Here is a 24,565-nt window from a genome sequence, read left to right on the forward strand (position 1 = left end):
TCGATACCAGAGAGGCACTAATGTCACGAAAGATCGCCGGATTCCTGATCGCGCTCGGCGCGTTCATGGTCTTCGAGTGGGTGAATCTCGGGTTTAACCTGCAGGACGGGCATCCAACCAGCTTTTATGTCGTTCACGGCATCTTGATCGCGGTGAACATCATCCTCGCCCTCGTGCTGGCCGCCATCGGCTGGCGGGGACTCAGGAACCGCAGAGGAGACGCCGGGTAAGCGCGTGCAGCTCGTCGGCCTCCTCTCGCGAGTCGCCTATCGAGGTGAAGCCCAGCTTCCCATGCTCGGGAACGGCCCCGAGCAAGTGGAAGACGTTGCCGGTGCGCCGTTCGGCGTCGAACCCGATGCCGAGCCGGTCGGCCGTGCGCACGACCTCGCCCGGGGTGCGCCCGCGCAGGCAGGAGGAGGCGCAGTTGTCGGTCGCGGTGTAATACTTCGGCTGGTCGCCGGCCATGAGCAGGCCGGTCGCGGGATCGTACGCGGCCCCGGTCGTCAGCACGGCCGCGCCGAACGGATGCGTCGTGCCGCCGATGCGCAGGTTGATCTCGCACAGCAGCGCCGCGTATCCGGCGTCGGCCTTCAGCGCGAAGAAGTCCATCCCGAAGACTCCCACCACGCCCCGCTCGGCCAGCACGCCGGCGATCCGCTCGGCCGAGGCGCCCACCTCGGCGCGATACTCGGGCGCGGCTGGGAACGTGCAGCCCTGGTAGACGTGGCCGTTGGCGCCGCCGAGCACCTGGTCATGCGTGGCCAGCACCTGCGCGTGGCCGCCCGGCGTGATGCAGGCCAGCGCGCTGGGGTAGTAGAGCGGCCGGTGCTCGATGTACTCCTCGACCACCGCCCCGCGGTCCCTGATCTTCACGGAGAACGTGTCCCAGCTCTCGCCCGCCATCGCGAAACTGGTCAGCGACCTGTCGGTCTTGGTGACGATCGCGTTGCCCAGCCCGGAGTAGGCGTCGTTCAGCTTGACGATCACCCGTTCGCCCGGCAGCGCCTCGATCGCCTCCTCGATCTCCAGCGAGGTCCGCAGGTCGCCGAAGCCGCGCGCCATCGGCACGCCCGCCTCGTGGCCCAACTCGCGTCCGCCGCTCTTGGAGCCGTAATAGGCGAAAGAGGTGGCCGGACCGTAGAGGGGCACGTTGAGTAACGACGCCAGCTCCTCCTCGAGCTCGCTGAGGACGAACGGCACGATCCATGCGTCACCGTTGATCTCCGACCGCAGCTGCTCGATCACATCCGGGCGCTCGAGCACGCTCCTGGTCAACGGCTGAGACCAGGGATCGTCGAGCGTGATCAACGTGAGCCGCTTGGCGGCGTCATCCGGATCGGGCAGGAAGGCGAAGTAGTAGTCGATGATGTCGGGATCAATCGGCGCGGAGGAGAGGTAGACCACCTTTACCCCGGGTTCGCGGAGCGTCAGCAGCAGGAACAGCAGGCGCTGCTCGTAGGACCTGGCCGCCGTGATGCGGCGGAGCTCGTCCTGCGGAAGGGAGAGCGAGGGCACGACCACCAGGGTCCCCTCACTCGGCTCGAAGATGCTCAACCCGGCATACTTCTCCCCGAACGGGATATTAGTGATCATATTGCGAGTGAAACACGCATTCTTCTCAAATGCAGCCACCGCCGAAGTGTGATGACCATGACAGAAGGTGACAGGATTCGGAATCGCCGACCACGTTTGGAACAGGCGGCATCGGGTCACCATCTAATGATCCCTTGTGACTATTTCCGGATCAGGCTGACGTTCACCTAGCGTCACCACCCGAGGTTACGGGCGTGCCGTCGGCTAACTTTTGGTGTATCTGTCGGCAGGAACTCGCGCGCGGGCGATAGAGTCGAAGCATCGCCATCGGGCACACGGCCGACCGCTGTGCACCCGGGCTGCAGCGGCACTCGCGACTGACGAGCGCAAAGCCCATGCTGACGATCTCGCGCACCCGAACCAGCGGGTGTGTTTTTTGATTCGCCGAGCGGCCGCTCGACCGGGTGGCCACGGCGGAAGGACGAGCTTTCACAGCGCATGAGCCGCGGTGGTCAGACATATTGGGGCGCGCGGCATGGACGGGATGGTGACATATGCGGGGACGTGAGCTTCGGGGCGAACTCGACGCGTTCCTGGCGGAGACCGAGCAGGATCTCGTGGCATTCCGCCGCGACCTCCACATGCATCCTGAGCTGGCCTTCGCCGAATATCGCACGACACAGCGGATCGCCGAGCGGCTCACCGCCGCCGGGCTGACGCCTTCGGTGCTTCCCCGGGGCACCGGCCTCATCTGCGACGTGGGCAGCGGAGACGGCCCGACCGTCGCGCTGCGCGCGGACATCGACGCGCTGCCGCTGCACGACGAGAAGGACGTGTCCTACCGCTCGAACGTGGGCGGCGCCTGCCACGCCTGCGGCCATGACGTGCACACCGCTGTGCTGCTCGGCACCTCGCTCTTCCTCGCCCAGCAGGCCGCCGCCGGCCTCCTGCCCGGCCGGGTCAGGCTGATCTTCCAGCCCGCCGAGGAGCTGCCGGGCGGCGCGCTCGAGGTCATGGCGCACGGTGGCATCAGCGGCGTCGACCGCATCTTCGGCCTGCACTGCGACCCGCGCGTCGACGTCGGCCAGGTCGGGCTCAGGCCGGGCCCGATCACCTCGGCCTGCGACAAGCTGAGCATCCGGGTCTCGGGACCCGGCGGCCACACCGCGCGCCCGCACCTGACCGCCGACCTGGTCTTCGCCCTCGCCAAGATCCTTACCGAGCTGCCCGCCGCCCTGTCGCGCCGCGTCGACCCGCGTTCCTCGCTCAGCCTCGTCTGGGGCCGGGTCGAGGCCGGCACGGCGGCCAATGCGATCCCCGACGACGGCATCGCCGAAGGCACCGTGCGCTGCCTCGACGAGAACGCCTGGCACGCCGCCCCCGACCTGATCAAGTCCCTGCTGGAGTCGGTGGCCGGCGCCTACGGCATCGAGGCCGAGATGGACTACAAGCGCGGCGTGCCTCCGGTGGTCAACGACGAGGTCAGCGTCGAGATGCTGGCCGAGGCCGCCGAGCGTGTGCTGGGCGCGGGTGCGGTGATCCCGACCCAGCAGTCGCTCGGCGGCGAGGACTTCGCTTGGTACCTCGAGTCGATTCCCGGCGCGTTCGCCCGTCTGGGCACCCGCTCACCGGGCGGCGTGACCTACGACATCCACCAGGGCACGTTCGACGTGGACGAGAGGGCGATCGCGATGGGGGTGCGGATCATGGCCGCCACCGCGCTGACCGCCCTCTGGGAGGTCGGACCGCTCGACTCGATCACCAGCGCGCTGGCGTGACCAGCGGCAGCCGCAGGGACGAGTGTCCCGGCGACACCGTGATCTCGGTGCCCGGCGGATACCGCAGGGTGTAGTCGTAGTCGGTCGAGATGATCACCAGGCCCAGCCGGTGGCCCTTCTTGAACACGTAGTCCGTCGGCTGGAAGTCCCAGGTGAAGGTGTATTCCTTGCCCGGCCTGAGCGGTTCGGTCCGGTCCTGGCGGTGCCGGTTGCGCACGTCCAGCCAGCCCCGGGTGACGATCTTGTACGGCGTGGTGGCCGTGCCGAGCACCCTGAGCGTGGTGCAGCCCGTGTCACCCGGGACGCCCTGCCCGTAGCAGTAGGTCTGGCCGGTCGAGAGCAACGAGCCGTTCGGGCGGACGTCCGTGCCGTAGTCCACCAGCAACGCCGTCAGATACGGTGACGCCCCGTTCTTGAACGAGGCCCGTACCGACACCGTCGGCGTGCCGGAGATCCGCACGTCGGCGGGGAGCTCGCCGGTGGTGTACGCCAGCCGGTTCGGGTCGGAACCGGTGGCCTCGACGAGCTGCTCGGCGGTCCTGGCCTTCTGGTCGATGAAGGACTCCTTGGCAGGCAACGGCTGCGGGGTCAGGCTCAGCCGCTGGCCGGAGCCCAGGTGGAGGGGGACGGGGGTGGCGCCGGGCAGCGGCCACGACCTGTGCTGGGCCCACTGGCCGGCCGCGTGCTCGACGTCGGCCTGCGGCTCGCGCATGATGCCCGAGTCGATGCCGTACAACCAGTGGTCGAACCAGCCGTGCAGCTGGCGCAGCCACTCGACCGTGCGCAGGCTGAAGGGGTTCATGTGGGTGCCCTGGTGCAGCCAGATCTTGCGCGGCACGTGCCGCTTGGCCAGGGCGTACCACCACTGCGCGAACTGCTTGGTCTTGACGTTCCAGTCGTTGAGCCCGTGCACGACGAAGACGCTGGCCTTGACCTTGCCGACGTCGTTCATGTAGTTGCGGGCGTCCCAGACGGGGCTGTAGTCGCCGGTGATCCGGTCCTGGGTGGCGGTGATCTGGTCCATCAGCGCGCCGCAGGCCTCCTGGCCGTTCTCCCTGGTCAGCACGTATTTCGCGAGCACGTCCAGGTCCTCGCCCTGGAAGCCGCCGGGGGCCAGGACGCCGCCGTTGGCGCGGTAGTAGTCGTACCAGCTGGAGATCGCGGCGATCGGCACGATCGTCTCCAGGCCCTCGACGCCGGTCGCGGCGACCGCGTTCGGGAGCGTGCCGTTGTAGGAGACGCCGATCATGCCGACCTTGCCGGTCGACCAGGTGGCCTCGACCGGGTTGCCGTCGGCGTCGAAGCCCTTGGCGCGGCCGTTCAGCCAGTCGATCGCGGCCTTCGGGCCGGCCGTCTCGTTGCGGTCGCCGGAGGTCGGGCAGCCGGTGGCGCGGCCGCTGCCGAGGTTTTCCACCAGAGCGATGGCGTAGCCGCGGGGCAGGAAATAATTGTCGTAGTAGCCGTCGAACGGCTCGGCGGCCAGCTTGTTGGCGAGTGCTCTGAGCGTGGGGAGGGGGTTGCCGTTCTCGTCCACGTCCACGGGGTGGTTGGCGACGTCGTTGCCGCCGGCGTAGTACGGACTGGCCTCCATGATCACCGGGACCTTGAGTCCCTGGTCGGTCTCCTTGGGGCGCAGGATGTCCACCGCGACACGGTCCGGTGCGCCGTCGTTGTCGCTGTCGGTCCCGGCGACCTCGACGAACACCGTCTGCTTGATGGCGTCCGCCCGGGAGAAGACGGGCTGGGTGGCGTTGTTCTCGATCTTTAAGGCGGGGGTGTCGGCTGCGGCAGGCGTGGTGCCGGTCATGGCCGCGATGAGGATCGCGGCCAGTGGCACGGCCAGTGCCTTCCTAGGGTGCATGCGGGCTCCGATCGGAAAATTCCACCGTCTGTGGGAATCTCTGTCATGATCGGGCCCAGGGCAAGAGGTGATTCATCCCCAAAGTCGGGCAAATCTTCTGTACGCCTCTCTTGGGGGTTTCAGGTCACAGACGCGACTGAGGTCGATAACGGAGTAGTTGCGACCCTGTGTGCCGGTTTGGTCTGCCCTGGTCAAGCAACTATCTTCCGTGCAGGTGCCGTACGTTTCTTCGCGCCTGCGATGAAGTTCGACGGCGGGGAGATGGAAGGGAGTCGCCTTGCTCGGCAAGCGATTCAACAGGATGGCGCTCGGTTCGGTAGCCGGCGTCATGCTCATGGCAGCGGCCGCATGTGGCGGCGGTGGTGGGGGCTCCACGACGGCCAGCGAGGCGCCGACCGGCGCGGCCAGCAGCGAGGCGCCGAAGAGTGCGCTCAAGGTGGGACTGGCGTTCGACATCGGCGGACGTGGTGACAAGTCCTTCAACGACGCGGCGTACGCCGGCCTGGAGAAGGCCAAGACGGAACTCCAGGCGGAGATCAAGGAGCTGAGCCCGGCCGCCGACGGTTCCAACCGTGGTGACCTGCTGCGCCAGCTCGCCGACGCCGGCTACAACCCGATCATCGGTGTCGGCTTCGCCTACGGCGAGGACATCAAGAAGGCCGCCGAGGAGTACCCGGACATTCAGTTCGCGGTCGTGGACTCCGCCTCGAACGCGGCCAACGTGACCGGCCTGCTGTTCGCCGAGGAGCAGGGCTCCTACCTGGCGGGCGTCGCCGCGGCGACCAAGTCGGAGAGCGGCCACCTCGGCTTCGTCGGCGGCGTCGAGAACGACCTGATCAAGAAGTTCGAGGCCGGTTTCGTGGCCGGGGCCAAGTCGGTCAAGTCGGACATCAAGATCGACATCAAGTACCTCACCCCCGACGGTGACTTCTCCGGCTTCAAGGCCCCCGACAAGGGCAAGGTCGCGGCCGACAAGATGTACCAGGACGGCGCGGACATCGTCTACCACGCCTCCGGCGACTCCGGCCTCGGCGTGTTCCAGGCGGCGGCCGCGGCCAAGAAGAAGGCCATCGGCGTCGACTCCGACCAGCGCCAGACGGTCAAGGAGGCCGACCTGCAGCCGGTCATCATGACCTCGATGCTCAAGCGCGTCGACGTCGGCGTGTTCGAGTTCATCAAGGCCTTCCAGGGCGGCGCCAAGGGCGGCACGAACGTCATCTACGACCTCAAGGTCGACGGCGTGGGCCTGGCCACCACCGGTGGCGAGATCGACGACATCAAGGACAAGCTCGACGCTGCCAAGCAGGACATCGTCGACGGCAAAATTACGGTTCCGGCTAAGCCGTAACCTGGGTAGGACCATTGACAGAGGGCCCGGAGTCCGGATACTTCGGGCCTTCTGCCTATGCCGCCCCCCTCTAGGAGAGGCGAAATGAGTGCTGACACCCTGGCCACGGCGAAACCCGCCGTAGAGCTGGAGGGCATCACCAAGCGTTTCCCCGGCGTCGTCGCGAACCACGACATCCGCATCACCGTCGACCCCGGCACGGTGCATGCCATCGTCGGCGAGAACGGCGCAGGCAAATCCACCCTGATGAAGATCCTGTACGGCATGCAGAAGCCGGACGAGGGCACCATCAAGGTCAACGGCACCGAGGTCGGCTTCCGCACGCCCAGTGACGCCATCGCCGTCGGCATCGGCATGGTCCACCAGCACTTCATGCTGGCCGACAACCTCACCGTGCTGGAGAACATCGTCCTCGGCGCCGAGCCGAAGAAGGCCGGCATGCTCGACACGGCCGCCGCCCGCTCGCGCATCACCCAGCTGGCCGACAGCCACGGCCTGCGGGTCGATCCGGACAAGCTCGTGGAGGACCTCGGCGTCGGCGACCGCCAGCGTGTGGAGATCCTCAAGGTCCTCTACCGCGGCGCCCGCATCCTGATCCTCGACGAGCCGACCGCCGTGCTGGTCCCCCAGGAGGTCGAGGAGCTCTTCCAGAACCTGCGCGAGCTCAAGGCCGAGGGCCTGACCGTCATCTTCATCTCGCACAAGCTCGACGAGGTGCTCGACATCGCCGACGCGATCACCGTGATCCGGCGCGGCACCACCGTCGCGAGCCTGGCCAGGGACGAGGTCACCAGCGCCCGCCAGCTCGCCGAGCTCATGGTCGGCAGCGAGCTGCCCACGCCCGAGACCCGCGAGTCCACGGTGACCGACCGCGTGTCGCTCCAGGTCGCGCACCTCACCATGGAGGCCGACGGCTACCGCCCGGTGCCGAAGGGCACCCCGGTCGAGGTGTACGTCGAGAAGCTGCGCGCGGACGGCAAGCGGCTACTGCTCGACGACGTGTCGTTCGAGATCCACGAGGGCGAGATCCTCGGCATCGCCGGCGTCGAGGGCAACGGCCAGTCCGAGCTGATCGAGGCCATCATGGGCATCCGCGCCGCGCACGGTGTCATCGCCCTCGGCGAGCAGGACATCAGCACCTGGTCCACGCTCAAGCGCAGGGAGTCCGGCGTCGGTTACATCCCCGAGGACCGGCACCGCCAGGGCCTGCTGCTGGAGGCGTCCCTGTGGGAGAACCGCGTGCTCGGTCACCAGACCAGGAAGCCCGCACGTAACGGCATCTGGGTCGACCGGAGCGCCGCCAAACGTGACACCGAGCGCATCGTCAAGGACTACGACGTCCGCACGCCCAGCGTGGACACCCTGGCGCTGGCCCTGTCCGGCGGCAACCAGCAGAAGCTGATCGTGGGCCGCGAGATGAGCGGCGCTCCCAAGTTCCTCATCGCCGCCCACCCGACCCGCGGCGTGGACGTCGGCGCCCAGGCCGCCATCTGGGACCACCTGCGTAACGCCCGGGCGGCCGGCCTGGCCGTGCTGCTCATCTCCGCCGACCTGGACGAGCTGATCGGCCTGTCGGACACGATTCAGGTGATCTACCGGGGACGCCTCGTGGCCGCGCTCGACCCTTCCGACATCACGCCCGAGCGGCTGGGCGGCTACATGACCGGCGCCATCGCCGGCACTGAGGAGACGTGATGCCCGCCGGGCTCAACCGGGCGCTGCTCACCGTGGCCGGCGCCGTCATCGCGATCGTCCTGGCCATCGCGATCTCCAGCGTGGCGATCACCGCCGCGGGCGCGAGCCCGCTGGAGGCGTTCGCCGCCTTCTTCGACTTCGGCGCCACCGAGCGGGCCCAGTCCAACGCGATCGCGGCCTTCCTCAACCGGGCGGTGCCGCTGTTCATCGCCGGCCTGGCGGTGGCCGTCGGCTTCCGGATGAACCTCTTCAACATCGGCGTGGAGGGACAGTACCGGCTCGCCGCCATCTGCGCGGCCTACGTCGGCTCGACGTTCACGGCGCCCGCGCCCATCCAGATCACGGTGATCATTCTGGTGGCGGCGGCCGTCGGCGGCCTCTACGCGCTCATCCCCGCGGTCATGAAGGTGACCAGGGGCGTGAACGAGGTCATCGCGACGATCATGCTGAACTACATCGCGATCAACCTGAGCTCGTTCCTCGTGCGAGGACCGTTCGCGGGCGAGCGTGCCGCCGGGCAACTCACCACCACGACGCCGGAGCTGCCGGAGTCGGCCATGTTCCCGAACCTCAACTTCGCCTTCGAATGGTTCGGGCTGCTGCCGCCCACCCGCGGCGGGGGCGTGTGGGGCTTCCTGCTCGTGGCGATCGCGCTCGGCATCGTGATCTGGGTCGTGCTCGAACGCACCCGCTTCGGCTTCAACGTCAAGGCCAGCGGACTCAACGGCCCGGCCGCGCTCGCCTCGGGCGTGAACCCGAAGACGATGGTCATCGCGGCCATGGTGTTGTCCGGCGGGATCGCCGGGCTCATCGGCCTGCCCGAGATCCTCGGAGACAAGGGCGCGTTCAACTCCAACTTCACCGCGGGACTGGGCTTCCTGGGCATCGCTGTGGCGCTGCTCGGCAGGAACAAGCCGGTCGGCATCGCGGTCGCCGCGTTGTTGTTCGCCTTCCTCGACCGGGCGCAGGGCGCCCTGCAGATCGCGAACGTGCCGCCATCCGTCATCACGATCATTCAGGGTGTGACCGTCCTGCTGGTCGTCGTGGCCAACGAGGTGACGAACCGGCTGGCCCTCAGACTCGAGGAACGGCGGGCCGCCCACGAGCTCGGCACGAACAAGGTTGAGGTGGCAGCATGACCAGGTTCACCAAATACCACCTGGTGCTCGTCGGCGTCGCCGCGCTCCTGCTGCTGATGTCGCTGGTCCGCGTCGTGTCGGGCCAGAACGACATCACCTCCTCCGGCACCTTCGCCGCCGCGTTGCTGCTGGCGGTGCCGATCGGCCTGGCCGGGCTCGGCGGGTTGTGGGCCGAGCGGGCGGGTGTGGTCAACATCGGGCTCGAAGGCATGATGGTGCTCGGCACCTGGTTCGCCGGCTGGGCCGGCTACCAGTGGGGCGCCGTGGCCGCGTTGATCGCCGGGTTGCTCGGCGGCGCGCTCGGCGGCCTCATCCACGCCATCGCCACCGTGACGTTCGGCGTGGACCACATCATCAGCGGCGTCGCCATCAACCTGCTTGGCCCCGGCGTCACCCGCTTCCTGTCCGAGGTGCTCTACAAGGAGGGCACGCCCGCGGCCGACGCCGGCGCGGGTATCACCACCTCGCCCGCGATCACTGGGGATTCGTGGCAGATCAGCCTGCCGCTGCTTTCTGACGGTCCTGACCTGCTCGGAAAGCTCGAGAGCACCCACTGGTTCCTGCTCTCCGACCTCGCCGGGATCCTGCGCGGCCTCACGCACAACGTGAACGTCCTGGTGGTCCTCGCGGTCCTCCTGCTGCCGCTGACGTTCTTCGTGCTCTGGCGCACGGCCTTCGGCCTGCGGCTGCGCTCGGCCGGTGAGAACCCGTGGGCGGCCGAGTCGCTGGGCGTGAACGTCTACCTGATCAAGTACCTCGCGGTCGTCATCTCCGGCGCGTTCGCCGGGCTCGGCGGCGTGTTCCTGGTCTTCGTCTCCACCAAGTACGTCGAGGGCCAGACGGCCGGGCGCGGCTTCATCGGCCTGGCCGCCATGATCTTCGGCAACTGGCGGCCCGGCGGGCTAGCGGCCGGCGCGTCGTTGTTCGGCTACGCCGACGGCCTGCAATTGCGCAGCTCGGGGGCGGTCACGTCGTTCTTCCTGTTCGGCGCGGTGCTGCTGCTGGCCTATCTGGTGATCAGGGCCCGCCGGATGCTGGCGCCCGACCAGCCGGCCGAGCTGGCGGCCAGGAGCCCCAGGGACTACACGCTGATGGCCGCCGCGGCGGCGGGCATGGTCGTGTTGTTCTGGCTCTGGATGACCGTCGACCAGCTGCCGAACGAGTTCGTCTTCATCACACCACACGTGCTCACGCTGCTCGTGCTCTTGGTGGCTTCGCAGCGCCTGCGGATGCCCAAGGCCGACGGCGTACGCTATCGCCGGGGGGAACAGCATTGAGCATCGACTGGGACGGCCTGCGGGACGAGGCCGCTGAGGCCATGCGGCACGCGTACGCGCCGTACTCGAAATTTCCTGTGGGGGCGGCGGCGCTCGTCGATGACGGCAGGATCGTCACCGGCTGCAACGTCGAGAACGCCTCCTACGGGCTCGGCCTGTGCGCCGAGTGTGGGCTGGTGTCGGCGCTGCAACTGTCCGGCGGCGGCCGGCTGGTGGCCTTCACCTGCGTGGACGGCCACGGCGAGCTGCTGATGCCGTGCGGGCGCTGCCGGCAGGTCTTGTACGAGTTCGGTGGTGACGACCTGCTGGTCGAGACCGTCGACGGGCCGAAGCCGATGTCCGAGATCCTGCCGTACGCGTTCGGCCCGGAAGACCTGAGCAGGAGCGCGTAGTGGATGCCATCGAGGTCATCCGCGCCAAGCGGGACGGCGGCGAGCTGACCACGGCCCAGATCGACTGGGTGATCGCCGCCTACACCCGCGGCGACGTGGCCGACGAGCAGATGTCCGCGCTGGCCATGGCCATTCTGCTGAACGGCATGGACCGGCGCGAGATCGCCGACTGGACCCAGGCCATGATCCGCTCCGGTGAGCGCATGGACTGGTCGATGCTGGATCGGCCGACTGCCGACAAACACTCGACCGGCGGCGTCGGTGACAAGATCACGCTTCCGCTGGCGCCGCTGGTGGCGGCGTGCGGCGCGTACGTGCCGCAGCTGTCCGGACGCGGCCTCGGCCACACCGGTGGCACCCTGGACAAGCTGGAGTCCATTCCCGGCTGGCGTGCCTCGCTCTCCAACGACCAGATGCTGCACGTCCTGCGCTCGGCCGGCGCCGTCGTCTGCGCGGCGGGCTCCGGCCTCGCTCCCGCCGACAAGAAGCTGTACGCCTTGCGCGACGTCACCGGCACCGTCGAGTCCATCCCGCTGATCGCCTCGTCGATCATGTCAAAGAAGATCGCCGAGGGCACCGGCTCCCTGGTGCTCGACGTCAAGGTGGGCTCAGGGGCGTTCATGAAGTCCGTCGAGACGGCGCGTGAGCTGGCCGAGACGATGGTGGCGCTCGGCACGGACGCGGGAGTGCGCACGGTCGCGCTGCTCACCGCGATGGACCGGCCCCTGGGGCGGGCCGTGGGCAACGCGCTGGAGGTCGAGGAGTCCGTCGAGGTCCTGGCCGGCGGCGGGCCCTCTGACGTGGTGGAGCTGACCGTACGGCTGGCGAGGGAGATGCTGGAGGCGGCCGGGGTCGCCTCCGGCAAGGACCCGGCCAAGGCGCTGCAGGACGGATCGGCCATGGACGCCTGGCGGCGGATGATCGTCGCTCAGGGCGGCGATCCGGACGCCGTGCTGCCGCGCGCGGCCGAGACGATGGTCGTCGAGGCGCCCGGGTCGGGGGTGCTGACCCGGCTGGACGCGTACGCGGTGGGGCTGGCGGCCTGGCGGCTGGGGGCCGGGCGGGCGCGTAAGGAGGACCCGGTGTCGTTCGGGGCCGGCGTCACGCTGCACGCCAAGCCCGGGGATCTGGTGCGGGCCGGGCAGCCGTTGATGACGTTGCACGCCGATGAGACGGAGCGGTTCGCGCGGGCGCTGGAGGCGTTGGAGGGCGGCTACGCGGTGGGGGATGCCAGCGAGGAGCAGCTCCCGCTGGTCATCGACCGCATCACCGCCGAGTAGCGCGCGGCGGGGTCAGGAGATCAGAGCCGCCGGGGTGTCGGTGAAGATGCCGGACAGGACGGCCCGCTGGGTGGGGAGGGCTTCGGCGTGGCGAGCGCGGCCCTCATCGGTGATGCACACGAAGACACCGCGCCGGTCCGAATCGCACGCGCCCCGTGACACGAGCGAGGCCTTCTCCAACCGCGCCACCACCCTGGACAGCGCGCTCTGGCTCAGGTGAACCTCGTCGCAGAGCTCCTGCAGGCGCAACTTCCTGTCGTGGTGGACGATCCGGTCCAGCACCTCGAACTCACTGGGCCCCAGCCCGTGCCGATCGCCGAGCTCCCGCTCCAGCGCGCACATGGCTTTGGCGTGCTTGGCCAGGACGTAATGCCAGGTCTCGACCACGAACTCCTCGTCCATGTCGCGGAGGTTACCACTCCGCTAAACCTTATGCAACGGAATTAAATGCACTTGCATTAGATGCTGATGCATGTATTGTTCTGATCCATGTCGTCTTCCTCTTCTTCAACTTCGGCATCTCTTTCTTCTCTCTGGGGCTTGCTCGCCGTGCTGTGCGCGGTGATCTTCCTTGACGCTCTGGACGTCTCGATGGTCGGTGTGGCTCTCCCCGCAATCCAGCACGACCTGGGCTTGAGCACGTCGTCTTTGCAGTGGGTGGTCAGCGGTTACGTGCTCGGCTACGGCGGTCTTCTGTTGCTCGGGGGCAGGACCGCCGACCTGCTCGGGCGGCGCAGGGTGTTCCTGGTCGCTCTGGGTGTCTTCGCCGTCGCGTCCCTGCTCGGTGGCATCGTGGATGACGGAGCGCTGCTGATCGCGGCCAGGTTCATCAAGGGTGTGTCGGCCGCCTTCACCGCGCCCGCGGCATTGTCGATCATCACGACGACCTTTCCTGAGGGCCCGGAGCGCAACAGGGCATTGAGCATCTTCACCGCCTGCGGCGCCAGCGGCTACTCGCTGGGCCTCGTGCTCTCCGGCCTGCTGACGGAGCTCGACTGGCGGGCGACGCTGCTGATGCCGGTGCCCGTCGCGATCATCGCGCTGGTCGCCGCGCTCAGGGTGCTGCCGCGGGGCGCCGAGGAGCGGGCCGAGGGCGGCCACGACCTGCTCGGCGCCGTGCTGATCACCGCCTCGATGTTGCTGCTGGTCTTCACCGTCGTCCAGGCGCCTGAGGTCGGCTGGACCTCCGTCCGGACCATCGGCTCGCTGGTGGCCGTGGCGGCGCTGCTCGGGCTGTTCGTCTTCACCGAGCTGCGGATGAAGCACCCGCTGGTGCGGCTCGGCATCCTGCGTTCCGGCCACATCGTGCGGGCCAACCTCGGCCTGATGATCCTCTTCGGCTCGTACGTCGCCTTCCAGTTCGTCGCCATGCAGTACTTCCAGATCCTGCTGGGCTGGTCGGCACTCGGCACGGCGCTCGCCTTCCTGCCCGCGGGCCTGCTCGTCGCGCTCACCTCGACCAAGATGGGCGACTTCGCCGACAGGTTCGGCACCGGCAAGCTGATCGTCATCGGCGCGGCCGCGCTGGCCGGTGGCTACGCGATCTTCCTGGGCATCGACAGCACGCCCAGCCTGGCCGGCATGGTCATCCCCGGGATGCTGCTGCTGGGCGTCGCGTTCGCGCTGTCGTTCCCCGCGCTCAACATCCAGGCCGTCAGCGGCGTGCACGACGATGAGCAGGGGCTGGCCTCCGGGCTGCTCAACACCTCCGGGCAGGTGGGCGGCGCCATCGTGCTGGCCGCGGTGACCGCCGTGCTGACCTCGGGGGGTGGCGAGACGCTCTCGATCGGCACGCTGCGCGCGGCCATCGTGGTGTCGCTGGTGCTGGCCCTCGTCGGCCTGGCGATCTCGCTGACCGGGCTGCGCGGCCGCAAGGCCGTGGCCGTGGAGCCGGACAGCGACAAGGTCTACGAGGCCGTCTGATCACGATAAAAGGGCCCCGCCGTCCTGGCGGGGCCCTTTTCTCATTCCTGAATGACCTCGTAGTCACGTGTGTGACTCCTTGTGAGCCGATCAGGGTAGAGGGTCGGTCCCGTTCCGCGAAAGGGCCAGGAAAGATCGCGCCGGTCGCCCGAAACGCCGCTTGCCGACTCGCGTGCTGGGCATCTACCGAGGCATGCGACCGTCATCCCGGGCCGGTGGCCGGTGGGCGCGCAGCCGCCTCGCCGCCCCGCTCGCCTGCCTGGCCCTGCTCACGGCCGGCGGTACGGCGTGCGGCCCGGCCACCCAGACCGCCCTGCCCGGAAGCCCGTCCGCGACCGAATCGGCGGCGCTGGTTCCCGAGTCGGGCGCGCCGACCAGCACGGCGGAAGTGGACGTCGCACGGCCGGGCGTGGGGCCCGCGGTCGTGAGGGCTGTGCGGTATGCGTCCCACGAAACGTACGACCGCCTGGTCATCGACCTCGAAGGCGATATCCCCGGATACAGCGTGAGATGGGTGGACGAGTTCGTGGAGGCCGGCTCCGGCAAACCCCTCGAGGTGCGTGGCGGGGCTTACCTGCAGCTCACGCTCTTCCCCGCGAACGCGCACGAGGAGAACGGCGAGCTCACCTGGAAGGGCGGCCCGGTTTACCAGGCCGACCTGCGCAACCTCACCGAGGTCGTGCGGACCGGTGACTTCGAGAGCCGCGTCGGCATCGGCCTGGTGCTGGCCAGGCAGGCGGCGTTCCAGCTCACCGAGGCGTCCTCGCCCAACCGGCTCGTACTCGACGTGGCACACTGATCCCGTGGTGAGAAAGATCGAGGGCCCGGCCCGCATCCCCGTCCCCGGCGGCAAGCTCATCGACGAGCACATCGGCCGCGTCAACAGCGGCGACGAGGAGATCTCCATCGCCCACATGACCGCACCGCCGGGCTGGGAGGAGCCCGCGCAGACGCCGTCCTTCACGGAATACACCGTGGTCCTGCGCGGCACGCTGATCGTCGAGCACGACGGCGGGCGGACGGAGGTCGCGGCCGGGCAGTCGGTGGTGACGTCGCCGGGCGAGAAGGTCCGCTACAGCGTGGGTCCCGAGGGCGCTGAATACGTGGCCGTGTGCCTGCCTGCGTTTTCTCCGGACAGCGCGGGCCGCGACTGAGACCGCTGGCCATATCATGGGCGGATGAGCCCCACGTTTGACGAGATCCGCCGGGCTCCCAAGGTGTTGCTGCACGATCACCTCGACGGCGGGCTGCGCGCCGAGACGATCGTCGAGCTCGCCCGGGAGACTGGTTACGATCGGCTGCCTACCAACGATCCCGACAATCTGCGCCAGTGGTTCGAGGAGGCGTCGGATTCCGGATCGCTCGAACGTTATCTGGAGACGTTCGACCACACCGTCGGCGTCATGCAGACGCGCGAGTCGCTCGTCCGCGTGGCGGCCGAGTGCGCCGAGGACCTGGCCGCGGACGGCGTGGTCTACGCCGAGGTGCGTTTCGCCCCCGAGCAGCACACCACCACGGGGCTGACTCTGGACCAGGTGGTCGAGGCGGTGCTCGAGGGCTTCAAGCAGGGCTCGCAGGGCCGCGGGGTCCGCGTCGGCACGCTGCTCACGGCCATGCGGCACCAGGCGCGCTCCATGGAGATCGCCGAGCTCGCCGTCCGCTACCGCGACGTGGGCGTGGTGGGGTTCGACATCGCGGGGGCGGAGGCGGGATACCCGCCCACCAGGCATCTCGACGCGTTCGAATACCTGCAGCGGGAAAACTCCCACTTCACCATCCACGCGGGCGAGGCGTTCGGGCTGCCGTCGATCTGGCAGGCCATCCAGTGGTGCGGTGCCGACCGGCTCGGGCACGGCGTGCGGATCATCGATGACATCACGGTGGCCGGTGACGGCACGGCCAAGCTGGGCCGCCTGGCCGCCTACGTCCGCGACAAGCGCATCCCGCTGGAGATGTGCCCCACGTCCAACCTGCAGACCGGGGCCGCCGCGTCGATCGCCGATCATCCCATCGGGCTGCTGCGGCGGCTGTATTTCCGGGTCACGGTCAACACCGACAACCGGCTGATGAGCCGGACGAGCCTGTCGCTGGAGTTCGCCAAGCTGGTCGAGGCGTTCGGCTACGGCTGGGACGACCTGCAGTGGTTCACGGTCAACGCGATGAAGTCGGCGTTCATCCCGTTCGACGAGCGGCTGGCGCTCATCAACGGCGTGATCAAGCCCGGGTTCGCGCAGCTGAAGTGGCGGCCGTGAAACAGACTTACCGCTCCAGGGCCGCGTTCGTACTGGCGTGGGTCTGGTTGGCGTTCGTCGCGTTCAACGTCTGGGACCTGATCAGCAAATACAACGGCAAGCCGTCGCTGGTGGCACTGGCCGTGCTCGGCGTGCTGACCGCGCTGGTCTACCTCGTCGCGCTGCGGCCCGCGACCGTGTTCACGGAGTCCGAGCTGGTGGGCCGCAACCCGATGCGCACGACGCACGTGCCGTGGGCGGCCATCGATGATGTGAGCGTGTCGCACGCCATCAGCGTGCACCACGGCGATGAGCAGGTGCTGCGGTTGTGGACGCCGATGGCCAGCGCGCGGGAGCGGGCCAAGGCGCAGCGCCGCGGCATGCCCCGGCAGCAGCGGGGACGCCTCCGCACCGAGCCGACGCTGAGCAAGGGCGAGCAGGCGGCGGAGGAGGCGTTCGCGGGCAAGACGCACGCCGACTGGGTGGGCGAGCAGATCCGCGAGCGCGCCGAGTCGGTCCGGCACCGTCACGAGGAGGCGGCGCCGGTCCGGGTCGTCTGGGCCTACGACGCGATCGCGGTGCTGGTGGCCGCGGTCGTGCTGGTGATTGTGGCGATCGTCATCCCCTAGCGAGCCGGCGATCGCCGTCGCTCAGCTGGTGATCGCGTCGCTGTCGCTCAGCTGATGGTCGTCGCCGTCCTCGGTTGGTGGTCGCGTCGTCATCGCTCGGCTGGTGTCGGGGCGTCATGACCTTGCTTCGACGAAGCGCCGCATGCCCGCCTCGGCGATTCCGGTTTCCTCCACGTGTTTGGCGGCCTCCGTCTCGACGGCGAAGGCCCGTTCCACCTCGGTCAGGGCCGGGCGCAGCAGCGAGAGGTGCACGTCTGTGGCGGTGCCCGGCCGTGACCAGTGGTGCACCCGGGCGATCGCCGTCTCCACCAGCGCCTCCTGCTCGGCGATCTCGTCCAAGAGGCCCGCCGCCAGGGCCTCCTCGGCGCTCAGGCGGGCCGAGTCGAGCACCAGCCGCATCGCACGGGCGCCGACCAGGCGGGGCAGCAGGTAACTGGAGGCGTTCGAGATCGACAGGCCGATGTGGTTCTCGGGGAAGAAGTACTCGGCCGACGGGACGCCGATGCGGGAGTCGAAGCACAGCGTCCACTCGGCGGCCCCGCCCACGGCGATGCCGTTGACCGCGGCCACCACCGGCACGCGGGTCTCCAGCACCGCCCTGGTCATGTCGTGGAAGAGCTTCACCTCCTCCAGGAGGGATTTGCCCGCGGCCTCGCGCAGATCCTCCCCGGCGGAGAACGCCCGGCCCGTGCCGGTGACCACGATGCCTTTGACGCTCTTGTCGTCCCCCTGGCCGCGTACCGCCGCGGCCAGGTCCCTGCGCATCGCCGCCGTGAGCGCGTTGAGCTTCTCGGGGCGGGCCAGCGTGATCACGGCCACCTCGTCGCGTTCCGTTACTTCGATCATGCTCTCTCCTGGTCGATTTCGATGGTGAGGAAGGCGGCGGCGTCTGGCGATCGAGCCGGCCTCACGGAGTGAGGCCCATGAACAGGGCGGGGGCGGAGCGCTGGTCGGGCCTCATCAGGTGGCGTTTCTCGATGCGGGCCGACGGGGTCAGCGAGAAGCCCTCGACGAACTCCACGTACTCCGGGATCTTGAAGCGGGCCAGGCGCTGCCTGGCGTGCTCGATCACGCTCATGGCCGTGTCCGCGTCGGGGGTGTGGCCGGGGTGGAGCTGGATGAACGCCTTCGGCAGCTCGCCCCACAGGTCGTCCGGGATGGGCACCAGAGCCGCCTGCAGCACCGCGGGATGCTGGGTCAGCACGCTCTCGACCTCGGCGCACGAGATGTTCTCCCCGCCCCTGCGGACCATGTCCTTGATCCGCCCGGCGTGGTGGATGTAGCCGTGCTCGTCGCGGACGCCGAGATCGCCGGTGTGGTACCAGCCGTCTCTGAACGCCGTGGCGGTCGCCTCCGGGTGGTTCCAGTAGCCGTTCATCATGGGCACGCCCCTGACGAGGATCTCCCCGGTCTCCTCGTCGAGCACGACCTCCTTGCCGGCCGGCGGGCGGCCCATCGCGCCGGTGCCCACCGTCTCTTCGGCGTCGATGTCCACGTACAGGTCGGGGCCGCTCTCGGTGGAGCCGTACAGCTCGCGCCACGGCGCGCCCCAGCGCTCCTCGAACTCCCGGTGCAGGTCGGTGCGGATGCCCGAGCAGAGCACGAGCCGCATCCGGTTCTCGCGGTCGAGCGGGTGGGGCGGTTGTTTGTGCAGCAGAACGGGCATCGTGCCGAGCACGTACGTGAGCGTCGCGCCGTGCTGCCTGGCCGACGGCCAGAAGCCGGAGGCGGAGAAGCGGGGGAGCACCACGAGGGGGATGCCGCCGATGAGGCAGAGGAGGGTGGCCCACTGGGGGTCCATGTACGAGTACGCCTGGGCGATCATCATGACGTCGTCGTCGCGGAGACGCGCCTGGTCGGCCATGATCCGGGCGGTTCTGAGCCAGTAGTCGTGGGTGAGCATGCAGGCCTTGGGGAAGCCAGTCGTGCCCGACGTGTACTGAAAATTCGCGACATCGTGCGGATCGATGGGAACGGGCCGGGCGGGAGGTGACCCGGTCAGGGAGTCGAGGGCGTACACCGTGCCCGGGATGTGCGGGACGTGCTCGGCGGTGGTCAGCGTGGCGACGGCGCCCGAGTCGCGCAGGACGTGCTCCAGGTCCGCGGCGCGGTAGCGGACGTTGACCGGCACGGTGATCGCGCCTGCCTTGAGTATCGCCAGCCAGCTGATCGGCCAGCCGGGCACGTTGTCCATCATGACCGCAACCCGGTCGCCGGTCTTTACGCCCTTGTCGATCAGGGCGCCGGCCAGCCGATCCGACTGGGCGTCTGCGTCTTCGAAGGTCAGCGAGGTGTCGGGGAAGCGGAGGAACTCGCGGCGGCGGTACTGTCTAGCGGCGTGCCTCAGCAGGTCGGGGATCGTTTCTGGCATGCGGCGGCTCCCAGGGGAAGTCGGGCAGCAGGGAGAGGTCGAGGGCCGCGACGACCTGGACGGGAGCGCGTACGGCGGCCAGGCCGATCGCCACGAACTCCGCGCACACCTGCTCCAGCGTGGAGTCCCCGTCGGGGCGGTACCACTCGCTGGTGCCCGTGCACATGGACATGAGCGCGAGGCGGGTCAGCTTCTGGTCGGCGATGCGGAAGACGCCTGCTGAGACGCCGTCGGCGATGGCGTGCTTCCAGTGGTCCTCGTAGGCGTCGCGGAGTGCGATGATCTCGTCGAGGGCGGCGGAGCCGGGGGTCAGGGAGCGGAGCTCGGCGTCCATGACCCGGGTCGTCATGGGGGCGAGTGCGTGGCTCGCGGTGAGCGAGCTGATCAGCAGGGCGAGGCGGTCGGCGGGGCGCTGGACGTCGCGCAGCATGCGCTCGGCGGCGTCGATCAATCCCTGCTGGGCGACCCGCATGAGGCCTGCCAGCAGGGCTTCCTTGCTCGACACGTGGTGATAGATGCCGGCATTGGTCATGTTGACCTCTCGGGCCAGATCGCGAATGCTCGTGGCCGCGTAGCCCTGCCGGGCGAACAGCAGCACCGCCGCCATCCTGATCCGCCGGCTCGCGTCCGCGTCCCGGTCCTTGAGATCCATGATCCTCCTACCGAACGTTCGGTAGCACCTAAGTTAGCCTCTTTCCCCTTGAATCGCCATAGGTTGACCCTGACACCGTGTCAGCCCCTAGACCTGGAGCAGTCATGTTCAGCATCGGAGACTTCGCCAGGCTGGGGCTCGTGTCGGTCCGCATGTTGCGCCACTACGACGCCATCGGCCTGCTGCGCCCTGCCCACGTGGACCCGGTCACCGGCTACCGGTCGTACCAGGCCGCGCAGTTGTCCCGGCTCAACCGCATCGTCGCGATCAAGGACCTCGGCTTCACGCTGGAGCAGGTCAGGGTGATCCTCGACGAGAAGGTGAGCACGGAGGAACTGCACGGCATGGTACGCATGCGCCGTGCCCAGCTGGAGGCCCAGATCAGCGCCGACCTGGCCAGGTTGCGCAGCGTCGAGGCGAGGCTCCACACGATCGAGACGGAGGGGCACATGCGTACGGCCGAAGTCCTGTTGAAGAAGGTGCCCTCGGTGCGAGTCGCCGAGCTCAGCGCCAGGGCGGCCAGCTACGAGGGCGAAGACATCGGCCCTGTGATCAAGCCGCTGTTCGAGGAGATCTGCCGGCGGGTGGAGGCGGCCGGCGTGTCCGTCGTAGCTCCCGGGTTGGCCTATTACGTGCCGGAGGAGGACGGCTCGGTCATGGTGCACACCTGCCTGCCGGTCTCCGTGCCGCCTGGTTCCTATGATTTCGACGTCATCGACCTGCCTGCCATCGAGCTGGCGGCCACGATCATCCATCATGGGTCGATGGAGGCGGTGGGACCGACGTTCCAGACGCTGGCCCACTGGACCGAGGAGAACGGCTACCGCTCTCTCGGGCTGGCCAGGGAGATCTCCCTGCACTGCCCGGAGAATGAGGACGAATGGGTGACGGAGCTGCAGATCGAGGTGACCCCCGCGTAGTGCACGGCTTCGAAGGGCACCGGGTCGAGCTGACCGGCTACTGCTACCGCATGCTGGGCTCCGGCTTCGAGGCCGAGGACGCGGTGCAGGAGACGTTCGTGCGGGCGTGGCGCACGTACGACCCGGCCAGGGGCCCGCTGCGCCCGTGGTTGTTCCACCTGGCCACGAACATCTGCCTGGACATGCTCCGGGGGTCGCAGCGTCGCGCCCGCGCCATGGACCTGGTCCCGGACGCGATCCCCGGCGCCGGCCTGGGCGCACCCCTCCCGCCTGACCGGTGGATCCACCCCATCCCGGACAGCCGTGCCCTCGACCCGGCGGACCTGTCGGTGGCGCGGGAGACGATCCGGCTGGCGTTCGTGACGGCCCTGCAGCACCTGCCGCCCCGCCAGCGGGCCGTGCTCATCCTCCGTGACGTGCTGAAATGGTCCGCCGCCGAGACGGCGGGGTTGTTGGACACGACGGTCACGTCGGTGAACAGCGCCCTGCAACGTGCCCGGGCCAAGCTCCCGCCGACCGAGGCGGCCGACGAGGACGTGGACGAGGGGCTGCTGTCCCGCTACGTGTCGGCGTTCGAGCGTTACGACGTGGCGGCGCTGGTCTCGCTGCTCCACGAGGACGCGACCTCGTCCATGCCGCCGTTCACCTGGTGGTTGCGCGGGCGCGAGCACATCCGCGCCGTCATGCTCGCCGCCGAGGCCGACGCCGCGTGCGCCGGCTCCCGCCTCGTCCCGACCAGGGCCAACGGCTCCCCGGCCTTCGGCCAGTACGTGAACGGCGAGCCCTTCGCCCTGGTCGTTCTCGACGTCGCCGACGACCTGATCACTGGCGAGACCACATACCTCGACCCCGGCCTGTTCCCCTTCTTCGGCCTGCCGATGAGTTTCGAAGCCGTACTCGGTCGATGAGTTTCGAGTCCGTCCTTCGTACTGAGAGGTGAAGGAGGAAAGAAAGAAACATGCCAGAGATCATCGAGCTTCCCGACCGCCCATACGTCGGGGTGCGCAAGACCATCACCATGACCAGCTTCAACCTCGTCGGAGACCGCATCGGCGAGATCATCGGCTGGCTGATCGAGCGCGGCGCGTATCCCGCCGGGGCGCCGTTCTTCAAGTACGACAGCATCAACATGGCCGCGGACCGGCTGGTGGTAGTGGCAGGTGTGCCGGTGGCCTCGCCGGTGGAGGGCGAGGCCGACATCTTCGCCGACGTCCTGCCCGCCGGCCGCTACGTCACCGTCTCCCACCACGGCCACCCGGACGGGCTCATGGCCGTGACCGACGCGATGCGCAAGTGGGCTGCGGAACAGGGCCTCACCTGGGACAAGACGTCCGACCCTGACGGGACGGAGCACTGGGGCTCCCGCCTGGAGCTCTACAACACCAATCCCGTCGAAGAGCCCGACCTGAACAAGTGGCACACGGACCTGCAGTTCCGCCTGGCCGACTGACCTCGGGCGCGACGCCCGGCGACGGTTCCGGGCGTCGCGCAAGGTGACACTGGACGGACACGACGCCGCCCAATCGTCGGGGGCGGGTCCGTGGCATCCGCGACAGGAGACCTAGGACCTGCGCCCGATCCGCCGCCCGCCATGAGTCCGGCACACTGAGCCGCGTGCTCGTCTCATCACCACCGCGGGTCCCGAACGTAGGCCCCTTCCTCGTCGGCATGTTCGTCGACGCACTCGGCAGTGGCCTCTACCTGCCCTTGACGTTGCTCTTCATCCAGCAGGTGACCGGGCTACCGGCGACCACGGTCGGCCTGGGCGTGACGGTGGCGGCCACGCTCGGCCTGGCGGCCAACCCGGTCGCCGGGGTGCTCATCGACCGGTTCGACGCGCGTACGGTGCTGGTGGGCACGTACGTGATCCGCGCGCTCGGCTTCGCTCTCTACCCGCTCGTGGACGGCTTCGGCCCGCTCGTTGCGGTCGCCGCCGTCATCGCGGTCGGCGACCGTGCCTTCTACCCGGCCTCGGGCAGCTATGTCGCGGTGCTCACGGAGGGCGGGGGCAGGGACCGGCTGTACGCGATACAGGCCACGGCCCGCAACGTCGCCTTCGGGCTGGGCGGCTTGTTCTCGGCGACCGCCGTGTCGCTGGCTGGTCAGAACGGGTTCATGGTGATCGCGGCGCTCAACGCCGTCAGCTTCGTGGTGGCGTCCGTGTGCCTGCTCTTTTCCGGTGGGGCGGTCAAGGGTCCGCGTCGTTCAGGCGAGAAGCCCGGCGGTTACCGCCAGGTGCTTGCCGACCGGCCGTTCATGGGGTTGGTGGCGGCCGAGCAGGCGTTCACATTGGCCCACCTGATCCTCTCCGTGGGGCTGCCGCTGTACGCGGTCTCGGCTCTGGGCGCTCCGCCGGCCCTGCTCGGCATTCTCTACACGGTGAACACGCTGCTCATCGCCGCAGGACAACTCCCTGCCCGTCTCATCCAGCGGCGCGCTCGCCGTACGCACGCGATGGCATTGGCGGGAGGTGTCTTCATCCTCTCCTGCGCCCTGTACGCCGCGACAGCCCTCTTCCCGCCCGGCCCACTCAGGATCGCTGGCCTGGTCGCCGCCACCCTCGTCTTCACTCTGGCGGAGCTTCTGCACAGAGTCCCCGCCGTCGCCCTGGCCGCGGGCGCAGCACCTCCGGCCCTCCGCGGCCGCTACCTGGCGGTCTACCAGATGACCTGGGCAGTGGGCTACGTCGTGGCGCCCGCCGGCTTCTCGGCTCTGATCGGCGTGGCCCCCGTCCTGCTGTGGGCCGTCCTGGCAGCGCTCCTGGCCCTGGCCTGCGCAGGGCTGCTGCGCCTCTCCTCCCGCCTGCCGGCCGCAGCCGTCGCCGCCCCGGAATAAGTCTCATGGTTGAGACCTACCCACGGCCGCCGCCACTGGTGTTCCACCCGCTGCGGCGACCGCGCCGCTACCTACTCACACACCCCGGGAAGGTCGCACACCTTCGTCGCCATCTTCTTCGCCTGGCTGACGATCTTCTTGCGTTCTCGCAGGCCGTTGCCGGCGTCAGTGTAGAAGAACAAGGCGGCGCCCCGGCGGGCGACGACCGTCAGATCGAGGGCCTCACCCACACGCTTTCTCTTCTTGTTGTAGTAGTAGCTTGCGACGGACAGGCCTTCGTCCCCGGCGCGCAGCGGCTTGCCGATGTAGCCGTACCAGGGGTGGCCATGGTGTTTGACGGACACCGCCTGCATCCGGCATTTGGCCAGGTCTCTCTGGAGCTTGCGGAAAGCGGCCTGGGCGGACTTGGTGTTCCTGTACAGCACGAGCTGCTCGCTGCTGCTGGAAGGAGCACTGCTCTCGTACGTGATGGTGCGCATCGCGACCCGGCCGTCGCGGGGCTTCGTCTTCCTGCCACAAGGGTTGAGCTCCAGCTGCCGGGACAGGTTGTTGCTGATCTTCCACGATTCTTCGTCCTCCATGACCGGTCCCGCGGCCGCAGCGGACTCGGTCAGCAGGAACCCTTTGGAGATCCCGTTGGTGCTCGCTTGGGCCACGCCAGTCCCTCCCAGAACCGAGCCGGCCACCAACGCAATCGCCAT

Annotated in this window: 24 protein-coding genes; 17 read left to right on the top strand and 7 right to left on the bottom strand. The window is 68.8% G+C overall.

Annotated elements, in window-relative coordinates; genetic code table 11:
• Positions 1-20: 20 nt before the first annotated feature.
• Complete coding sequence (locus tag Q9G87_RS31580; RefSeq protein ID WP_305920167.1) at positions 21-230, top strand: SCO4848 family membrane protein; 210 nt, start codon at positions 21-23, stop codon at positions 228-230.
• Here Q9G87_RS31580 and Q9G87_RS31585 read toward each other — a convergent pair.
• Positions 202-1,593 (bottom strand): peptide ligase PGM1-related protein, encoded by a 1,392-nt coding sequence (locus Q9G87_RS31585; RefSeq protein ID WP_305920168.1) that lies wholly within the window; start codon positions 1,591-1,593, stop codon positions 202-204. The genes Q9G87_RS31580 and Q9G87_RS31585 overlap by 29 nt on opposite strands.
• Positions 1,594-2,087: 494 nt before the next feature.
• Here Q9G87_RS31585 and Q9G87_RS31590 point away from each other — a divergent pair, with 494 nt between their 5' ends.
• A complete protein-coding gene (locus tag Q9G87_RS31590; RefSeq protein WP_305920169.1) occupies positions 2,088-3,311 on the top strand; it encodes a M20 family metallopeptidase in 1,224 nt (407 codons plus the stop codon).
• Here Q9G87_RS31590 and Q9G87_RS31595 read toward each other — a convergent pair.
• Positions 3,292-5,172 (bottom strand): Xaa-Pro dipeptidyl-peptidase, encoded by a 1,881-nt coding sequence (locus Q9G87_RS31595; RefSeq protein WP_305920170.1) that lies wholly within the window; start codon positions 5,170-5,172, stop codon positions 3,292-3,294. The two genes, Q9G87_RS31590 and Q9G87_RS31595, sit on opposite strands and share 20 nt — an antisense overlap.
• A 277-nt stretch (positions 5,173-5,449) precedes the next feature.
• Between Q9G87_RS31595 and Q9G87_RS31600 the strand changes: the two genes are divergently transcribed.
• From Q9G87_RS31600 to Q9G87_RS31625, 6 genes are all read left to right on the top strand, one after another.
• Positions 5,450-6,520 (top strand): BMP family lipoprotein, encoded by a 1,071-nt coding sequence (locus tag Q9G87_RS31600; protein ID WP_305920171.1) that lies wholly within the window; start codon positions 5,450-5,452, stop codon positions 6,518-6,520.
• An 84-nt stretch (positions 6,521-6,604) separates the two neighbouring features.
• Positions 6,605-8,215 (top strand): ABC transporter ATP-binding protein, encoded by a 1,611-nt coding sequence (locus Q9G87_RS31605; protein WP_305920172.1) that lies wholly within the window; start codon positions 6,605-6,607, stop codon positions 8,213-8,215.
• Entirely contained in the window at positions 8,215-9,354 is a 1,140-nt protein-coding gene (locus Q9G87_RS31610) for an ABC transporter permease (RefSeq protein WP_305920173.1), read from the top strand. The genes Q9G87_RS31605 and Q9G87_RS31610 overlap by 1 nt, the downstream gene beginning before the upstream one ends.
• The gene (locus Q9G87_RS31615) at positions 9,351-10,631 is read left to right on the top strand and encodes an ABC transporter permease (RefSeq protein ID WP_305920174.1); all 1,281 of its coding nucleotides are present in this window, start codon (positions 9,351-9,353) and stop codon (positions 10,629-10,631) included. The genes Q9G87_RS31610 and Q9G87_RS31615 overlap by 4 nt, the downstream gene beginning before the upstream one ends.
• Positions 10,628-11,023, top strand: coding sequence for a cytidine deaminase (locus Q9G87_RS31620; RefSeq protein WP_305920175.1), 396 nt, complete (start codon positions 10,628-10,630; stop codon positions 11,021-11,023). Before Q9G87_RS31615 ends, Q9G87_RS31620 begins: the two co-directional genes overlap by 4 nt.
• Positions 11,023-12,303, top strand: a complete 1,281-nt coding sequence (locus tag Q9G87_RS31625) for a thymidine phosphorylase (RefSeq protein ID WP_305920176.1) — start codon at positions 11,023-11,025, stop codon at positions 12,301-12,303. The genes Q9G87_RS31620 and Q9G87_RS31625 overlap by 1 nt, the downstream gene beginning before the upstream one ends.
• Before the next feature lie 12 nt (positions 12,304-12,315).
• Here the strand turns inward: Q9G87_RS31625 and Q9G87_RS31630 are convergent, their stop codons facing one another.
• Positions 12,316-12,705, bottom strand: coding sequence for a MarR family winged helix-turn-helix transcriptional regulator (locus Q9G87_RS31630; protein ID WP_305920177.1), 390 nt, complete (start codon positions 12,703-12,705; stop codon positions 12,316-12,318).
• A 147-nt stretch (positions 12,706-12,852) separates the two neighbouring features.
• On the opposite strand from Q9G87_RS31630, the gene Q9G87_RS31635 reads away from it, so the two are divergent.
• The 5 genes from Q9G87_RS31635 to Q9G87_RS31655 all read left to right on the top strand — a co-directional run bounded on the left by Q9G87_RS31635 (position 12,853) and on the right by Q9G87_RS31655 (position 17,086).
• Complete coding sequence (locus tag Q9G87_RS31635; protein WP_305920347.1) at positions 12,853-14,226, top strand: MFS transporter; 1,374 nt, start codon at positions 12,853-12,855, stop codon at positions 14,224-14,226.
• Positions 14,227-14,419: 193 nt separating this feature from the next.
• Positions 14,420-15,025, top strand: coding sequence for an AMIN-like domain-containing (lipo)protein (locus Q9G87_RS31640; protein WP_305920178.1), 606 nt, complete (start codon positions 14,420-14,422; stop codon positions 15,023-15,025).
• Positions 15,026-15,029: 4 nt separating this feature from the next.
• Positions 15,030-15,380, top strand: coding sequence for a cupin domain-containing protein (locus Q9G87_RS31645; RefSeq protein ID WP_305920179.1), 351 nt, complete (start codon positions 15,030-15,032; stop codon positions 15,378-15,380).
• A gap of 24 nt (positions 15,381-15,404) precedes the next feature.
• Complete coding sequence (locus Q9G87_RS31650; protein WP_305920180.1) at positions 15,405-16,478, top strand: adenosine deaminase; 1,074 nt, start codon at positions 15,405-15,407, stop codon at positions 16,476-16,478.
• Positions 16,475-17,086: a hypothetical protein gene (locus Q9G87_RS31655; RefSeq protein WP_305920181.1), complete on the top strand. Its 612-nt coding sequence runs from the start codon at positions 16,475-16,477 to the stop codon at positions 17,084-17,086. The genes Q9G87_RS31650 and Q9G87_RS31655 overlap by 4 nt, the downstream gene beginning before the upstream one ends.
• Before the next feature lie 114 nt (positions 17,087-17,200).
• On the opposite strand, the gene Q9G87_RS31660 is transcribed toward Q9G87_RS31655, so the two are convergent.
• The 3 genes from Q9G87_RS31660 to Q9G87_RS31670 form a co-directional block, all read right to left on the bottom strand.
• Positions 17,201-17,932, bottom strand: a complete 732-nt coding sequence (locus tag Q9G87_RS31660) for an enoyl-CoA hydratase/isomerase family protein (RefSeq protein WP_305920182.1) — start codon at positions 17,930-17,932, stop codon at positions 17,201-17,203.
• Between the two features lie 61 nt (positions 17,933-17,993).
• Positions 17,994-19,457, bottom strand: coding sequence for a class I adenylate-forming enzyme family protein (locus Q9G87_RS31665; RefSeq protein WP_305920183.1), 1,464 nt, complete (start codon positions 19,455-19,457; stop codon positions 17,994-17,996).
• Positions 19,417-20,109 (bottom strand): TetR/AcrR family transcriptional regulator, encoded by a 693-nt coding sequence (locus Q9G87_RS31670; RefSeq protein WP_305920184.1) that lies wholly within the window; start codon positions 20,107-20,109, stop codon positions 19,417-19,419. Before Q9G87_RS31670 ends, Q9G87_RS31665 begins: the two co-directional genes overlap by 41 nt.
• A 104-nt stretch (positions 20,110-20,213) precedes the next feature.
• On the opposite strand from Q9G87_RS31670, the gene Q9G87_RS31675 reads away from it, so the two are divergent.
• The 4 genes from Q9G87_RS31675 (at position 20,214) to Q9G87_RS31690 (ending at position 23,864) form a co-directional block, all read left to right on the top strand.
• Complete coding sequence (locus Q9G87_RS31675) at positions 20,214-21,029, top strand: MerR family transcriptional regulator (protein ID WP_305920185.1); 816 nt, start codon at positions 20,214-20,216, stop codon at positions 21,027-21,029.
• On the top strand, positions 21,029-21,937 hold the full coding sequence (locus Q9G87_RS31680; RefSeq protein ID WP_305920186.1) for a sigma-70 family RNA polymerase sigma factor: 909 nt from the start codon (positions 21,029-21,031) through the stop codon (positions 21,935-21,937). Before Q9G87_RS31675 ends, Q9G87_RS31680 begins: the two co-directional genes overlap by 1 nt.
• A gap of 50 nt (positions 21,938-21,987) precedes the next feature.
• A complete protein-coding gene (locus Q9G87_RS31685) occupies positions 21,988-22,479 on the top strand; it encodes a GyrI-like domain-containing protein (protein ID WP_305920187.1) in 492 nt (163 codons plus the stop codon).
• Between the two features lie 218 nt (positions 22,480-22,697).
• On the top strand, positions 22,698-23,864 hold the full coding sequence (locus Q9G87_RS31690) for an MFS transporter (protein ID WP_305920188.1): 1,167 nt from the start codon (positions 22,698-22,700) through the stop codon (positions 23,862-23,864).
• Positions 23,865-23,935: 71 nt separating this feature from the next.
• Here the strand turns inward: Q9G87_RS31690 and Q9G87_RS31695 are convergent, their stop codons facing one another.
• The gene (locus tag Q9G87_RS31695; RefSeq protein ID WP_305920189.1) at positions 23,936-24,520 is read right to left on the bottom strand and encodes a hypothetical protein; all 585 of its coding nucleotides are present in this window, start codon (positions 24,518-24,520) and stop codon (positions 23,936-23,938) included.
• Positions 24,521-24,565 lie beyond the last annotated feature (45 nt).

The organism is Nonomuraea turcica, assembly GCF_030718205.1.
In the GTDB taxonomy this organism is placed as follows: Bacteria; Actinomycetota; Actinomycetes; order Streptosporangiales; family Streptosporangiaceae; genus Nonomuraea.

Coding starts and splice junctions, on each gene's coding strand:
- Q9G87_RS31580 (WP_305920167.1), top strand. CDS start 21: ATGTCACGAAAGATCGCCGGATTCCTGATCGCGCTCGGCGCGTTCATG.
- Q9G87_RS31585 (WP_305920168.1), bottom strand. CDS start 1,593: ATGATCACTAATATCCCGTTCGGGGAGAAGTATGCCGGGTTGAGCATC.
- Q9G87_RS31590 (WP_305920169.1), top strand. CDS start 2,088: ATGCGGGGACGTGAGCTTCGGGGCGAACTCGACGCGTTCCTGGCGGAG.
- Q9G87_RS31595 (WP_305920170.1), bottom strand. CDS start 5,172: ATGCACCCTAGGAAGGCACTGGCCGTGCCACTGGCCGCGATCCTCATC.
- Q9G87_RS31605 (WP_305920172.1), top strand. CDS start 6,605: ATGAGTGCTGACACCCTGGCCACGGCGAAACCCGCCGTAGAGCTGGAG.
- Q9G87_RS31610 (WP_305920173.1), top strand. CDS start 8,215: ATGCCCGCCGGGCTCAACCGGGCGCTGCTCACCGTGGCCGGCGCCGTC.
- Q9G87_RS31615 (WP_305920174.1), top strand. CDS start 9,351: ATGACCAGGTTCACCAAATACCACCTGGTGCTCGTCGGCGTCGCCGCG.
- Q9G87_RS31630 (WP_305920177.1), bottom strand. CDS start 12,705: ATGGACGAGGAGTTCGTGGTCGAGACCTGGCATTACGTCCTGGCCAAG.
- Q9G87_RS31640 (WP_305920178.1), top strand. CDS start 14,420: ATGCGACCGTCATCCCGGGCCGGTGGCCGGTGGGCGCGCAGCCGCCTC.
- Q9G87_RS31650 (WP_305920180.1), top strand. CDS start 15,405: ATGAGCCCCACGTTTGACGAGATCCGCCGGGCTCCCAAGGTGTTGCTG.
- Q9G87_RS31660 (WP_305920182.1), bottom strand. CDS start 17,932: ATGATCGAAGTAACGGAACGCGACGAGGTGGCCGTGATCACGCTGGCC.
- Q9G87_RS31665 (WP_305920183.1), bottom strand. CDS start 19,457: ATGCCAGAAACGATCCCCGACCTGCTGAGGCACGCCGCTAGACAGTAC.
- Q9G87_RS31670 (WP_305920184.1), bottom strand. CDS start 20,109: ATGGATCTCAAGGACCGGGACGCGGACGCGAGCCGGCGGATCAGGATG.
- Q9G87_RS31675 (WP_305920185.1), top strand. CDS start 20,214: ATGTTCAGCATCGGAGACTTCGCCAGGCTGGGGCTCGTGTCGGTCCGC.
- Q9G87_RS31685 (WP_305920187.1), top strand. CDS start 21,988: ATGCCAGAGATCATCGAGCTTCCCGACCGCCCATACGTCGGGGTGCGC.
- Q9G87_RS31690 (WP_305920188.1), top strand. CDS start 22,698: ATGTTCGTCGACGCACTCGGCAGTGGCCTCTACCTGCCCTTGACGTTG.